The sequence below is a fragment of the Acinetobacter halotolerans genome, assembly GCF_004208515.1.
GTDB lineage: Bacteria > Pseudomonadota > Gammaproteobacteria > Pseudomonadales > Moraxellaceae > Acinetobacter > Acinetobacter halotolerans.
This window is the reverse complement of record NZ_SGIM01000005.1, coordinates 23,012-37,489: the sequence shown is the minus strand read 5'-3', so window position 1 is coordinate 37,489 and position 14,478 is coordinate 23,012. Positions and strand designations below refer to the sequence as shown.

The following is a 14,478-nucleotide window of genomic DNA, read 5'->3' as shown; positions in this document are numbered from 1 at the left end:
ATCCGTTAAGACTTCAGGGCAGAATATAAACCTATGTGCTCAGCACAGTTAGCCAATCAAAGGTTACCGCACACCTTAAAATACATAAGGTCGAACAAAAATAACGAAGAACAAGCCAAGCATAATGAACCATTTCAAAAAGTAATAAAGTTGACGATTCGATTTCTTTAATGCCTTGGCTTTAATACGAATTTGATAAACATAACCAAATGCTTTATTTAGGCCGCCAGTCTGATCACCCACTTCGTTAGGTGAACTCGCTGCAGTCATCACACTTTTACCAAACCAATGATTAAATTTTTCCATGAAGCGCGTTTTTAATGGGCGCTCAACATCAGCGAAAAAGATAATACGGTTTTGATCGGTTTTATTTTCAGCATAGTGAATATAGGTTTCATCAAACACCACACTCTCACCATCACGCCAAGAATAACGTTCACCATCGACATCAATGAAACAACGATCATCGTTCGGTGTAATCAAACCTAAATGGTAACGCAATGAACCAGCATAAGGATCACGATGGCGGACCAAACGGCTATCAGGTGCAAGTTCAGTAAACATTGCAGCTTTGATACTTGGGAGTGTTTTTAACAAAGCCGTGGTTTTTGGACAAAATTCTGATGCTGATGGATGTGCAGAGTCATACCATTTCAAATAGAAACGCTTCCACCCCGTTTTAAAGAAAGAGTTAAAACCCAAGTCATCATATGTACTTGATGCTTTAATACCGCCTTTATCATAAAGCGCTTGCGCTTCATCACGGATCATTTCCCAATTTTCATCCAGAACTTTTAAGTCCTTGAAATGCTGTGTATCGATATAGGGTTGATTCGGCACACTGGAAAACATGTACATCAAATAGTTAACGGGTGCGAATAGCGTTGAATGGTCAAAAAATTGACGATAAAACGAGTGTCTAACTTTACCACGGCGATGAACATAGAACGCCGAAATGATAAAAATCGCTAATATGATCCACTTAATCATTGAAATCGACACAAAAAAAACTAATTGGCAAATTTTAACACTATCACCTATAATTTCTATACTTTTTTATTTAATTCACCCTCTCCATTTCAAACAAAAAATAAATATAAATATCAACAGCTTAAATTAAGATCAATGCTATTTTGAATATTTTCTTAATGAGGTCCCTATTCTGTCAATCAAAGTATTATCAATACCACTCTCAGGATAAATTTTGATACGAGATAGTTGAAGAAGGTTTTATATACCGCCTAAACGACTTAGAAAAGATAAAGCTAAGTATAAAAAAATTGCTGATGTAGTGAGCTACATCAGCAATTAGGAATAATATTTAAAAATCTAAAAAAGCCTATCAAATACTAAAGCTTTTTAATTGTTTCTGCAGCAATATCATTAAACCACGCACAACCTTTTGTTAAATTTGCTATAACAGCTTTTTGAACGTAATAACCATATACAAACGCATTAGGTTCCATAGCATTTAAGCGTTGAGTATGTTGATTAATTAAGTCCTTTTGTAAGTAACCCTCAAAATTATGCATTCTTCCAAAAACAAGCTGCCCATTATAATTAATGACTACAATATCAAAGACTAATCCATAAGAGTCATATTCACGATAATAACGCCACGAATGACCTTTCCACTTACCCGTGTTAACCTTATACGTATTTCCCATTTCTTTAACTGCATTCTTAAAATTATTTTCTACGCCAGAAAAAACCTCAGCATAGTCTTCACCAGTCATATCTTCTTTTGAGAATGTAATATAAGGTTTTCCAACTATCTCTTCTTGAATTTGATAACAAAATGAATTTTGTGGAAAATACAAAGGTGTACTTCTATTGTATGCTTGTCCCATTCTTGTATTTTCTAATTCAGGAGATACTTCAAATTTATCAAAAATAACTTTGTAATCTGGGTAAAAACGATCAAATACATTTTCCCCAGAAATATCTATTTTTTTATAAGTATGGTAATAACCAGTTTTAGGAGCATCACTGAAATAGAATTTTAAAGCATTAATGGCCTTGGTATCTGAGTAAACCCAAGTATCGGTAAAAAGTTGATCTCCTGTCAATAAGAATTCATTTTCACTTAAAGGAGTATAGTAAGTTGTTCCTTTAATCACATTATCAACATACGAATATTTTCTTGCCAATAATGTTTCTTGATCTACGTTATATAGATCGACAGTAACTTTCTCTTGAATAGGTGCAGTCGTGCTTCCACCTGTTGAACTATTATTACCTGAACTATCACCACCACCTCCACACGCACTCAGCATTAATGGAAGCATTGCCAGAACAACAAATTTATTTTTTAACATAATATTACTTTCTAGAACATTTTTATAACACAAATTTTAACCAACCATACAGAAACAGACAATACTTTCTGTCCAACAATTTGTAAAAAAACCATTCTTTTTTTATCATTTATTCAAAAAAACTTAATAATACCAACACTACTTTTTGTTTTTCTACACACCGTCTTTTTTAAATATCATCATCTTTTAAATGTGTCGTTTTACATGAATAAAATAACCTCCCCCCCTATCTTTTTAGAGAGGTTTTCAAAATTGACCTATTCCTTAAAAAATTGATGACCACTGCGTCACGCCTTGATACAACTTGTTATGTCCTTTTTAGATATAGTTATCGTAAGATTAGCGAAGCTTTTTTGTGTGCCTAACCGCATACATGCTTTATGACATCAACTCAGAATCCTCCACAACAAGGGAGATCAGGCATGATCCACGCTGGCAATGCCATTACCGTCCAAATGCTTGCGGACGGAATTGCAGAATTCCGCTTTGACTTACAAGGTGAGTCGGTTAATAAATTTAACCGTGCAACCATTGAAGACTTCCAAGCAGCGATTGCTGCGGTTAAAGCCAATAACGATATTAAAGGCTTAGTTGTAACTTCTGGAAAATCAACGTTTATTGTTGGTGCAGATATCACTGAATTTGGCGACAACTTCGCCGCAGGTGAACAAGCTATTGTTGATTGGCTTATGCCTGTACACGAAATCTTCAATAGCTTTGAAGATTTAGACATCCCTAAAGTTGTTGCTATTAATGGCATGGCATTAGGTGGTGGTTTTGAAATGTGCTTAGTCTGTGACTACCGTGTCATGTCTGAACAAGCACAAGTCGGCTTACCAGAAATCAAATTGGGTATCTATCCTGGTTTTGGTGGTAGCGTACGTTTAAGCCGTTTAATCGGTATCGACAATGCCGTTGAATGGATGGCAATGGCGAATCCGAAGAAACCTGCTGCTGCACTTAAAGATGGTGCTGTAGATGCGGTTGTTGCTGCTGACAAACTACAAGAAGCTGCCGTTGACTTGGTTAAACAAGCAATTGCAGGTCGTTTGGACTGGAAAACAAAACGTCAAGAAAAATTAGACGCGATTAAATTGAACCCACTTGAACAAATGATGGCGTTCAATACAGCGAAAGGTGCGGTACTTGCGAAAGCAAACCCTGCACAATACCCAGCGCCTAAACTGTTACTAGATTCATTACAAGCAGGTGCAACCTTAACACGTGATGATGCATTAAAAGCAGAAGCACAAGGTTTCGCTAAAGCAGCGATCACACCACAAGCAGGTGCATTGATCGGTTTATTCATCAACGATCAAGTTGTGAAGAAAACTGCGAAAAAATATGAGAAAGGTGCTCACCCCGTAAACCAAGCAGCTGTTCTAGGTGCTGGTATCATGGGTGGTGGTATTGCTTACCAAGCGGCGAGCAAAGGCACACCAATCATCATGAAAGACATTGGTAACCCACAACTTGCACTTGGTATGAAAGAAGCGAATGGCTTACTGACCAAGCAAGTTGAACGCAAGAAAATGAAAGCTGCACAAATGGGTGAAACACTTGCTCGCATCCGCCCAACTTTAAGCTACGATGAGTTTAAAGAAGTGGATATCGTGATTGAAGCGGTGACTGAAAATCCAAAAGTAAAAGAAATGGTATTGGTGGAAACTGAGAAAAATGTTCGTGAAAACACGATCATTGCATCAAACACTTCTACAATTTCAATTACACGTTTAGCAAAAGCATTACAACGTCCTGAAAACTTCGTTGGTATGCACTTCTTCAACCCAGTACATATGATGCCACTGGTCGAAGTCATTCGTGGTGAAAAGACTTCTGACGAAGCGATTGCAACCACTGTTGTTCTTGCTCAGAAAATGGGTAAAACACCAATCGTTGTGAACGACTGCCCAGGCTTCTTGGTAAACCGTGTATTGTTCCCTTACTTTGGTGCATTTGACCTGCTTGTTAAAGACGGTGCGGATTTCCAACAAGTCGACAATGTGATGGCGAAGTTTGGCTGGCCTATGGGTCCTGCATACTTGATCGACGTTGTTGGTATCGATACGGGTGTTCATGGCGCTGAAGTCATGGCTGAAGGTTTCCCTGACCGTATGAAGCCTGACTACAAAGGTTCTATCGAAGCGATGTACGAAGCAAAACGTCTTGGTCAAAAGAATGACGTTGGTTTCTACAAATACGTGTTAGACAAGAAAGGTAAGAAAGCGAAAACTGTTGATCCAACAGCTTACGAAATCATTGCACCTTTCGTGACGGGTGAAAAACGCGAGTTTGACAACCAAGAAATCATTGACCGCATGATGCTTGCTTTCTGTAACGAAACTGTTCGTTGCTTAGAAGACAACATCGTTGCAACGGCTGCTGAAGCAGATATGGCAATGATTATGGGTGTAGGTTTCCCTCCATTCCGTGGTGGTCCATGTCGTTACATCGACCAAACAGGTGTTGCTGAATATGTTGCACTTTGCGACAAGTATGCACACTTAGGTAAGGCTTATGAAGCGCCACAGATGTTGCGTGACATGGCTGCTAACAACACAAAATTCTACGGTTAAGGAGCGACGTGAATGGCTACTTTAAATCCACGTGACGTTGTGATTGTTGATGGCGTTCGTTCTGCCATGGGCAAATCGCGTAACGGTATGTTCCGCAATGTACGTGCCGACAGTTTATCTGCTGAATTAGTACGTGCACTGGTTGCTCGTAACCAGTTCGATACAAACGAAGTTGAAGACATCATTTGGGGTTGTGTCAACCAAACTTTAGAGCAAGGTATGAACATTGCTCGTAATATTGGTTTATTGGCTGACATCCCTAAAACTGCTGGCGGTCAAACCGTCAACCGTCTTTGTGGTTCTTCTATGCAAGCAATCCACACGGCTGCTGCACAGATTGCAACCAACCAAGGTGACGTGTTCATCATCGGTGGTGTAGAGCACATGGGGCATGTTGGTATGATGCACGGCATCGACCTGAACCCAGAAGCGTCTAAACACTATGCGAAAGCATCTAACATGATGGGCTTAACGGCTGAAATGTTAGGCCGTATGAATGGCATTAGCCGTGAAGAACAAGATGCGTTTGGTGTTGAATCTCACCGTCGCGCTTGGGCTGCAACACAAGAAGGTCGTTTCAAAAACGAAATCGTTGGTGTTGAAGGTCATGATGCCAATGGCTTCAAAATCCTTTGCGACATCGACGAAGTGATTCGTGCTGATGCAAACCTTGAAGCGTTTAAAGCATTGAAACCAGTTTTTGATCCTAAAGGTGGTTCAGTAACAGCAGCAACGTCTTCTGCACTTTCTGACGGTGCTTCTGCAATGTTGCTGATGTCTGCTGAACGTGCGCAAGCTTTTGGTTTAAAACCACGTGCCGTGATTCGCTCTATGGCGATTGCGGGTTGTGATGCTGCGATTATGGGTTACGGTCCAGTTCCAGCAACTCAAAAAGCACTTAAGCGCGCTGGTTTAACGATGGCTGATATTCAAACCATCGAATTAAACGAAGCATTTGCTGCTCAAGGCTTATCAGTCATGAAAGGCTTAGGCGTTTATGACAAACAAGACATCATCAACTTGAATGGTGGTGCGATTGCATTGGGTCATCCATTGGGCTGTTCAGGTGCACGTATCACAACAACATTGTTGAACGTGATGGAACAACAAGATACACAAATCGGTCTTGCGACCATGTGTATCGGTCTTGGTCAAGGTATCGCGACTATTATCGAACGTGTTTAATCGACACTGAGATAAAAAAATCCCCGCTCAGTGCGGGGATTTTTTGTTTAATGATATATAGAGTTCTGTAAGTGCTCTTTTGCCTCTTCAAAGAAGAACGAGTCTGATGGCATATTTTTAGTATAAAACTCTAAGAGCTCTTTATTATTTCGAAGAACTATTTGCTTACACTCTTTACTCCAATCCTTGAATGTGATTCCATTTAAAAAACTATCTGGAACAATCATCTGGTAGAAATCATAGTCTCTTATATAATTATTCTTACTATTTTGTAATGTTTTCGTATAATAGTATATATTAAAATAAGAACAATTATTTTCTAAACGTTCTAAGATTTCTGAGTAATTATCAAATTTTTTTAAAATATCAGATTTTTGTTTTAACTCTATACACTTCTTTCGTTTTTGATCAACTCTTTGAATATACCATTTTGCATCAGATTTCAAAAATTTATCTAACTTATTGTTTATAGTTAATTGTTGGCTATCACATGAATTTAAGAAATTAATCTCATCATTGATAATCTCAGACTCTTCAATCCAATATTGCACTTTCGGTAAATTTTCTAATTGCAAGTAAGCAAAAGCCATCGGCATTGCCCAATGCGATTGATCAATAATTTCATCAAAACCATAATCGACATGATAATTTTTATTATATTCATCTGAAAGATTTGGATACTGCTCAAAAATATTTTCATAAACTTGGATATTCTTAGATAAGAATTCTGTATCTTCATTTTTTATTGCCTTTATTAAATGGAATAATTTATCGTCATAAATAGGTTTCTCTAAGCCAATAGGTATTATATGATGTATGAGTTGACCTGAAGCAATGCTTAATTTCGACTGTATTTCTTGTATTTCTTGAAAAATAGGTAAGACGGCATTCCGATATTCTAATATTTTCTTATTCGTAGACATCGAGTAGTCTAAATTTATGTTTAAAGCACTATACTGCTTTATTATACCAGCAATAGCACTTGCCAAAATATTTGGATCAATTTTAAGATGTTGCTTTAAATTACCATTCAACTCATCAATGTTATTTAAAATAACTGATTGAGTGTCATCTTTATCGTAGAGTGATCTCACCATTTTTAAAAAAATAAGAGATGAATATGAGTAAAATTCATTATACTCTTTTACTATCTTCCTCCTATTTACTTCATAATTTGTAAGTTGAATTTCATTATCTAAAATAGTTCTATAACAGATATTTTTAATATCCAAATATGGATATAACTTTACATCTTGTTGCCAATTATCAAAACTTATAACAACTGGGATTTTTTTAGTTTCAACAACCTCATTTTGCATAGATTTAATCTGCCAAAATTGATACAGCTCTTTAACATCAGGGCAGTTATCATTTAAATTCTTAATTAAACCTTCAGTCATCTCTAAATATTTTTTCTCTTGCATATTTTGTGCATAACAATTATTTATGCTAGACCAAAAACCTACTACAACCATTATAAAAAAAGCGACTTTCATTCTATTATCTATCCAAAATTATCTTGACCTATCGACTGAAGATTTAGAAGCTGAACTAAAGTAGATCTGGTACCTCTAAGATTTATACGATAAGAAATCCCATTATTTTAATACTTCTCAATGAGGATCTCTATGAATTTTCTATGTCTATTGAATGAGGATACAATTTGAATTGTTAGGTATTCTTACTTTAGTTAAATGAACTGTCTCAGATAAAAACAATTCCCCCCTTTTAAATAAGTAAGACTTATGAAAGAAATTCTAATTGGGATTAGATCCACTGCGGGGTTTCTTTTTTAGAGTTAAGTTCAAATTTTAGGGCATGAAAAATTGATTTTTAGGGCCGTTGAGCCCATCTTGAATCTGTTGCTGCAATTTCAAAATATCATCCATATTGATCTTAATCGACCCATCACGAATACCGATTATATTATTTCGATCAATATTCAAAGGTTCTAACATTTTAAACAACCCACTGGTCGGATCAGATGATTGTAGACCCTGAGCAACAGCTAAAATATGTTGCTCTAATAACGGTGAAAGTTGCGACGAATCAGGTTCTTCCATTTTTTGTTGATAATTGACTGTCGTTACACCCTCTTTCACCCCAGCATTCTGCATATCACTATGAGCTTTATAGATTTGATGTTGTAGAGCTTCACGTACTTTTTCATCTTCTTGAAACGGAATAAAGCCGACTTCTTCACGCAACTCAGACTCAGCCATAATACGAATCGTTGGCAATGTGACGACCTCTTCTGCCTGAACCGTTGGTAAACCAATAACAGCTAACACGGCGATAAACGCTGATCGTTTTAGAAAGTTCATGATGCGACTCGCTCCAAAAATCAGTCACCATACGAAAAGATGATGTATTAAATAAAAGCTTCTATTCATAGGCTACAACAAAGTCGGGCTTGATTCAGTAAGGCTCAGATAAACGGTAAATATCAATAAAATATTGAACAAAAGATCAAATGAATTATGAGTATCAAGTCATTCTATTTTCTGAGTATTTCTTTCAAATACCGAACCAACTGAGGAAAGTCAGTATAACCATCCTCTGCCAAAAAATGCCCCGCTTTAGGAATAAGAGTAAATGGTATATCAAGTTGTTTTGCGAGCTTAATACTCAATTCAGGTGGGACATACTCATCATTTTCTGAAATAAAAAGGTGTTTATTTGGGGAATTCTTCAAATTTATATGCATATTTTGACTTTTTAGAATATATGAGTCGAGTTGGGGTAACACGGGTAAAGTTTCAGTAAACCCAGCAACAAGAATAACTCCCCCAATCTTGGGAGGATTCCGCTTTGATAAAAAATTTAATAATGTGACACCACCTAAACTATGGGCTACAAAATACGTCTGTTCATCAATCATTTTAATATTTTGTTCTAAAACATGCTGCCAAGCCTCAACATCTGGCTGCATCGGATAGGGTAGCTGTAAAATGGTTACCTGAGTATGTGAATCCTGCATCTGCCTCTGTAGTGATTCAAACCAATGATCATGTGCTGTAGCACCATAACCATGCACAATAAAAATCTGACGATGTATCGTCGTCTCTTGTGGAGGCGCAGCATATCCAAAAAAAGAAGTGAAAAACAATCCTAAAGAATAAGCCAATTTTTTCATCAATATACTCTCAGTAAAATCTACTTATAGCCATGCTAAACTATGACAGCGATGTTAAGGTCAAGTGATATTCTATGAATCTTGCAAAAGTTGCCAAATTAACGCAGGTTAGTCCTCGTATGTTGCGTTACTATGAGGACGTAGGGCTAGTTCACCCCAAACGAAATACAAATAATTATCGCGATTACAGTCAAAAAGATATTGAAGATATTTATAAGATTAAAATATTGAATGATGCAGGGATGAATTTGAAAGATATTCAAAATTTATTACCCTGTTTCGATTTGGATTATTATCGATTTAGTTTATGCCCTATTGTGCAGACAAAACTAGAAAATGAACTTAAATACGTAAATGAGCAATTAACTAAACTACAACGATCACATGAACTATTAAAATCATTTTTAGAACATGGTACAGTTGAATCAACCATTTAGGACCATAGATATGAATCACATAATAAAAACGACATTATCAATTGCTTTATCAAGCATGGTTATCTCAGGCTGTGCCACCAAAACCCTCATCACCAAAGACAGTAAAACGTATACTCGGACGGCAAAGGTTACTTTAGTTGAAGACAATGTGGTCGCTTTTGGGCGACCGGCACAAACAACAGCCAATTTACCACGCGATAGCATCGTCATTGCAGGTCAAAAGAATAGTTACATCCTGACCCAAGGCGGCGCTCAGTTTGTGACCATCATCAACAAGCTTGATCCCAAAAATATACAAATCACACGTGATTTAAATTTCTTTTCTGAAAAAAATGATGGTCATTTTTCAGGAACATTGCCCATTTCTTATGTCAAACTCAAAGAGGACTTAAGCAAAAGAGACTTAGAATTTTTTATTGAAAATGGTGCAAAGGAATGTTCGTCTTCAAGTGATACACGTATGCAAGCACAACGTTTTTGTTTTGATATAAAACTTGCTGGTGTAGTCTACCCTGTCGCAAATAATCTGACTTCATTGAAAGCATTAAGCAAACCTTATCAAGTTACAATCTATACCAATCAACAAGAAAGCTATAAATCAAGATCAAGTCTCAATCCTTTTGAAAAGTTAGTATTACTACCTTTCGCAGTAGCAATTGATGTGGTGAGCTTACCGTTCCAAGCTGCCGAAAAGATTTTTGATTAAGCTTAAGTTAGCGGTCTTTGACTCAAAGCAATCACTTGCTTCAAAGACCTTGTCTTCGTATTGACCCTAGAATCATTTTTCCATCAACTATGTGTCTCTTCTTCACCTTCATTATCAAAGGTTTTGGCGATTTTATCGATATTTAGACTTTTCGCCATCGCATCAAAAATATCCTTATAAACACCTTGCTGCTGATAAAGTTGATAATGCTCACCGTGCTCAACGATCGCACCATCCTGCATCACATAGGTATAATCCGCATCGATGATCTGTGACAAACTATGAGAAATAATGATCACCGTTCGCCCCTGTTTAATTTCATCTAGACTATGTTTGATTTGTTCAGTTGCAATAGCATCCAAACTTGCTGTCGGTTCATCTAAAAAGATAATCGGTGGATTTTTCAGAAACATCCGAGCGATTGCGATTCGTTGTTGTTGACCGCCCGACAACTGTAAGGCATCTGATTGATAGCCTTTTGGTAGTTTCAAAATTTGTTCGTGGATAGAGGCTTTTTTTGCTGCTCGGATAATCTCTTCTTCAGTTGCATCCATTTTTCCATAGCAAATATTGTCTTGGATGGTACCTTGGAAAATATGGTTTTTCTGTAATACCAAACCAATATGATCACGTAAATATTGGGTATCCATCTGATTTAGATCAATCCCATCCATGAGAATCTGCCCAGATTGCGGTAAGTAAAACTTATCTAGCAAACTAATCAGGGTCGATTTACCTGCGCCGGATAGTCCGACCAAGGCCGTAATTTTATTGGGTTGAATAACCATATTGATATTTTTCAGGGCATGATGACCATTGGGATAATAAAAATCGACCTGCTTTAACTCAAACTTTCCTCTCAGATGCGCTGGCTTTTGCTGCCCCGAATCCTCAATCTCATCATCTGCTTGAAGAATCTGAAAAAAACTTTCCGCATAAATCATGGCATCATTCACCTCATCATAAATGCGGTGGAGTGAACGAATTGGAGCAGAGACATTGTTGAATAACAAAATATGGAACATGATCATCCCGATACTCATGTCTCCAACCAAGACAAAATAAGCCGTTAAGATGATAATAAAAACAATACCAATCTGTTCTGTAAAGGTTTTCAAACCATCAAAAACAAAGCTAATTTGACGGGTATACATCTGATTATCAGTTAGTTGCTTTTGTAAGATAAGCTGTTTTTCAGCTTCAACTTTTTCCCGATTGAATGATTTGATCACCGTGATGGAATTGATAATACTCAAAATGCCCTGACTCTTACGCTCGCGCCCATCACGTAAACTTCGTCTAACCCGCCTAATTTTTTTGCTTGCTTAAATGTCAGCCAAAAGTAAATCGGCACGATACAAAGCGCAACCAATCCAATCCAAAAGTTGGCGTAGAACATCAAGCCCAATGCCAAAATCGCACTACTAAACAGTGGTAAAATATCGATAAAGAAGATTTGAATCAAACGGGTAATCGAGCCAATTCCTCGGTCAATACGGGTTTGTAATTTGCCTGCCTGATTGTCATCTTGCGTAAAAAATGCTAAACGATAGGTGAGAAACTTCTCAATAATGGCCTGTGCGACATCTTGGGAAACCATAATTCGAAGACGTTCACCAAATAACTTCTGACCAAACTGAATCAAGGTACTGAGGACTTCCTTACTCAGCAAAATCACACTAATCGTCACTAAAATATGTAAGCCTTCAGCTAACCCCCCACCCGCCTCAACCAAACGATTGATCTGATCGACAGCATATTGAAGTGTTAAAGCATTAACCTGAGCCGTCAGTGCACCGATTAAAGTTAGAACCAATGTCACAATCACCAGTAATTTATACGGTGCGACAAAGGGTTTTACTCTATAAAAAAGCTGCCATAGATTCATATTTTAAAAATTTTTTCCCAAAATGCTTGTGAGATATTCCATCTTACAATCATGAACTCAACGGGCTGATAACCAGCAGTTTCACCCCTAAGCATGACGGAGATATGATCTAGATACGCTATTTTTAGCTTTGTATATAGAAAAATAGCTATAGCTCTTCTTCCAATACTTCGACGTTATTGTTTTTAATTTTTTCCATCTTACTGTTAAGCTTTAGCACATCTTGATAAAGCGTATTGAATTTTTTCACGGGTGCATTCTCATAAAACAGAATAGTGTTATTTTTTCTTTGCCATTGATGCGCTTTTAGCAGATCAAACATCAGCTGTGCTTTTTCTATGACTTGTTGCTCAATTGCAAAAATATCTTGGCTTTGATCTGTATTCAGATTGCTTTGCAATTTTGCTTGCAGCAAATCACGCATATCACGCCGAATAGACAAATGCTTCGCCTGTTCTAGCGAGCCTAATTGTATTTTTTGACGTGCTTGCTCATATTCAGCTGAGACTTTACGCACATCGCTAAGCATCTGCTGTGTCTCTTTATAATCCTGTTTACGATCACGATCCAATCGCTCTACATTTAAAAAGGTATCCCAATTCGCAGCTTTCAGTGCTCGTAGATAATCATTTCGTGCTTCAACATTTTGCATCCAATAGGTTAATAAGAATTCCGACATTAATTTATAATCACCAGACAAGCGATCATCTTGTACATCGAGCTGAACAGGGGTTGACCAATCTTGTGCTTGGTCATATAACTCACGCATTTTCTCAGCCATGACCACATCAAACATTTGCTTATTGTTCTCAGCACGCTGTTGTAGCTTATGTTGATATAGAAAAAATGAACCAATACAAATCGCGATTACTGCAACAAATAATAGAAAACGGCGCATAATGCCTCCAAGCTTAATTATATTTTTTATGTCCTTGATTTCATTCTAATCAATAATCTATGTGACTGGAGTATTTTTTATTTCATTTCTCGTAACGGAGCATTACATATTACAAACTTTAAATTCAAGCACATCATCCCTATTATCTCTTTAACTGAAATTGAAGAGATACGCCATGCGTGTAGATATTTGGTCAGATGTGGTCTGCCCTTTTTGTTATATCGGTAAAAAACGTCTTGAACATGTTGCAGCAGAAGCTGGAATCGAACTTGATATTCACTGGCATAGTTTTGAACTCGATCCAGATGCACCAGCGAAACATGACACATCCAATACAGAACGTTTAGCCAAAAAATATGGTCGAAGCTATGCTGAGATGGAAGAAATGGAACGCAATATTGCGGCCATGGCTGCGGAGGAAGGCATCGACTTCCAATGGCAAAAAGCCAATTCAGGCAATAGTTTTAATGCACATCGTATTATCCATCTCGCGCAAAGCAAAGGCATGGGCAATGAAGCGAAAGAGGCTTTCTTTCATGCCTATATGACCGAAGGTTTAGCCATTGGTGAACGTGAAGTGGTCGAAGAAATTGCTTCACGGATTGGCTTAGACAATGCTGAAGTTGAATATGTTTTGGACTCGGATGAATTGGCTGATTTTGTTCGGCACGATGAAAAAATTGCACATGAACAATTGAAGGTGACAGGCGTTCCTTTTTTTGTTTTTGATCAAAAACTAGCTCTTCCTGGTGCTCAGCCTCGTGAGATTTTCTTACAAGCGCTACAAAAAGCTCAATCAACATCTGAGCAAGAAATAGTACCCGCTGATGCAGCACAGTGTCATGATGATCAATGTGAAATAAAACCACAATAACGCGACTTATGGACAAGCTTCAAATCCAAGATTGAAGCTTGTCTTGCTCCGTATAAATTTGTCTATTTTCTATTTATTTCAATATTTTATCTTAGATAATTAACCTATCCTCACCGCAAGTGATCTTTTTGCGTGCTTTTTAACCATTGATTTGTGAGGCTGATCACAACTCATGCATAGATTTATAGATACCTTTCTATTTTATTATCTATTTATCCGATTTGTTCTTTTAAAATGTTTCTATTTTTGCTCACAAAGCATGAACAACATCTCGATTTAAGCCTGTCAAATGAGATTGTTTGCTAACTCATATGCTATAGATTTTGCATTGTTTTCTTCTATAATTGTCATAATGTGACAATCTTTTGTGATAAAAATGCAAGCATTACAGACCGAATAGATCGTTAAATTTATGCAACAGACATCTATCTCGAATCGCTTATAGGATGAGCAAAAATAG

11 protein-coding genes and 1 pseudogene are annotated in these 14,478 nt (G+C 37.2%); 5 read left to right on the top strand and 7 right to left on the bottom strand.

The window, feature by feature from the left end:
• Positions 1 to 75: 75 nt before the first annotated feature.
• Together lpxO and EXE30_RS07450 are read right to left on the bottom strand one after the other, a co-directional pair.
• Complete coding sequence (gene lpxO, locus EXE30_RS07455; RefSeq protein WP_130161863.1) at positions 76 to 990, bottom strand: lipid A hydroxylase LpxO; 915 nt, start codon at positions 988 to 990, stop codon at positions 76 to 78.
• Positions 991 to 1,349: 359 nt separating this feature from the next.
• Positions 1,350 to 2,318: a hypothetical protein gene (locus tag EXE30_RS07450; protein ID WP_130161862.1), complete on the bottom strand. Its 969-nt coding sequence runs from the start codon at positions 2,316 to 2,318 to the stop codon at positions 1,350 to 1,352.
• Between the two features lie 422 nt (positions 2,319 to 2,740).
• On the opposite strand from EXE30_RS07450, the gene fadB reads away from it, so the two are divergent.
• Both fadB and fadA read left to right on the top strand, forming a co-directional pair.
• Entirely contained in the window at positions 2,741 to 4,894 is a 2,154-nt protein-coding gene (gene fadB / locus EXE30_RS07445; RefSeq protein ID WP_004668298.1) for a fatty acid oxidation complex subunit alpha FadB, read from the top strand.
• 12 nt (positions 4,895 to 4,906) lie between these two features.
• Positions 4,907 to 6,079, top strand: a complete 1,173-nt coding sequence (gene fadA, locus EXE30_RS07440; RefSeq protein WP_130161861.1) for an acetyl-CoA C-acyltransferase FadA — start codon at positions 4,907 to 4,909, stop codon at positions 6,077 to 6,079.
• Between the two features lie 47 nt (positions 6,080 to 6,126).
• Here fadA and EXE30_RS07435 read toward each other — a convergent pair whose 3' ends face one another.
• The 3 genes from EXE30_RS07435 to EXE30_RS07425 all read right to left on the bottom strand — a co-directional run bounded on the left by EXE30_RS07435 (position 6,127) and on the right by EXE30_RS07425 (position 9,215).
• Complete coding sequence (locus EXE30_RS07435; RefSeq protein ID WP_130161860.1) at positions 6,127 to 7,575, bottom strand: hypothetical protein; 1,449 nt, start codon at positions 7,573 to 7,575, stop codon at positions 6,127 to 6,129.
• A gap of 315 nt (positions 7,576 to 7,890) precedes the next feature.
• Positions 7,891 to 8,403, bottom strand: coding sequence for a hypothetical protein (locus EXE30_RS07430; protein WP_130161859.1), 513 nt, complete (start codon positions 8,401 to 8,403; stop codon positions 7,891 to 7,893).
• 173 nt (positions 8,404 to 8,576) lie between these two features.
• Positions 8,577 to 9,215: an RBBP9/YdeN family alpha/beta hydrolase gene (locus tag EXE30_RS07425; protein ID WP_130161858.1), complete on the bottom strand. Its 639-nt coding sequence runs from the start codon at positions 9,213 to 9,215 to the stop codon at positions 8,577 to 8,579.
• A gap of 74 nt (positions 9,216 to 9,289) precedes the next feature.
• Here EXE30_RS07425 and EXE30_RS07420 point away from each other — a divergent pair, with 74 nt between their 5' ends.
• Positions 9,290 to 9,652, top strand: a complete 363-nt coding sequence (locus EXE30_RS07420; RefSeq protein ID WP_130161857.1) for a MerR family transcriptional regulator — start codon at positions 9,290 to 9,292, stop codon at positions 9,650 to 9,652.
• A 10-nt stretch (positions 9,653 to 9,662) separates the two neighbouring features.
• Positions 9,663 to 10,358 carry a YidX family protein gene (locus tag EXE30_RS07415; RefSeq protein WP_130161856.1) on the top strand — a complete coding sequence of 232 codons (696 nt, stop codon included), beginning with the start codon at positions 9,663 to 9,665 and terminating at the stop codon, positions 10,356 to 10,358.
• Positions 10,359 to 10,441: 83 nt separating this feature from the next.
• Here the strand turns inward: EXE30_RS07415 and EXE30_RS07410 are convergent.
• Both EXE30_RS07410 and EXE30_RS07405 read right to left on the bottom strand, forming a co-directional pair.
• Positions 10,442 to 12,246: pseudogene (locus tag EXE30_RS07410) on the bottom strand (ABC transporter ATP-binding protein).
• Between the two features lie 148 nt (positions 12,247 to 12,394).
• Positions 12,395 to 13,144: a hypothetical protein gene (locus EXE30_RS07405; RefSeq protein ID WP_130161855.1), complete on the bottom strand. Its 750-nt coding sequence runs from the start codon at positions 13,142 to 13,144 to the stop codon at positions 12,395 to 12,397.
• A 175-nt stretch (positions 13,145 to 13,319) separates the two neighbouring features.
• Here EXE30_RS07405 and EXE30_RS07400 point away from each other — a divergent pair, with 175 nt between their 5' ends.
• Positions 13,320 to 14,018, top strand: a complete 699-nt coding sequence (locus tag EXE30_RS07400) for a DsbA family oxidoreductase (protein ID WP_130161854.1) — start codon at positions 13,320 to 13,322, stop codon at positions 14,016 to 14,018.
• Positions 14,019 to 14,478 lie beyond the last annotated feature (460 nt).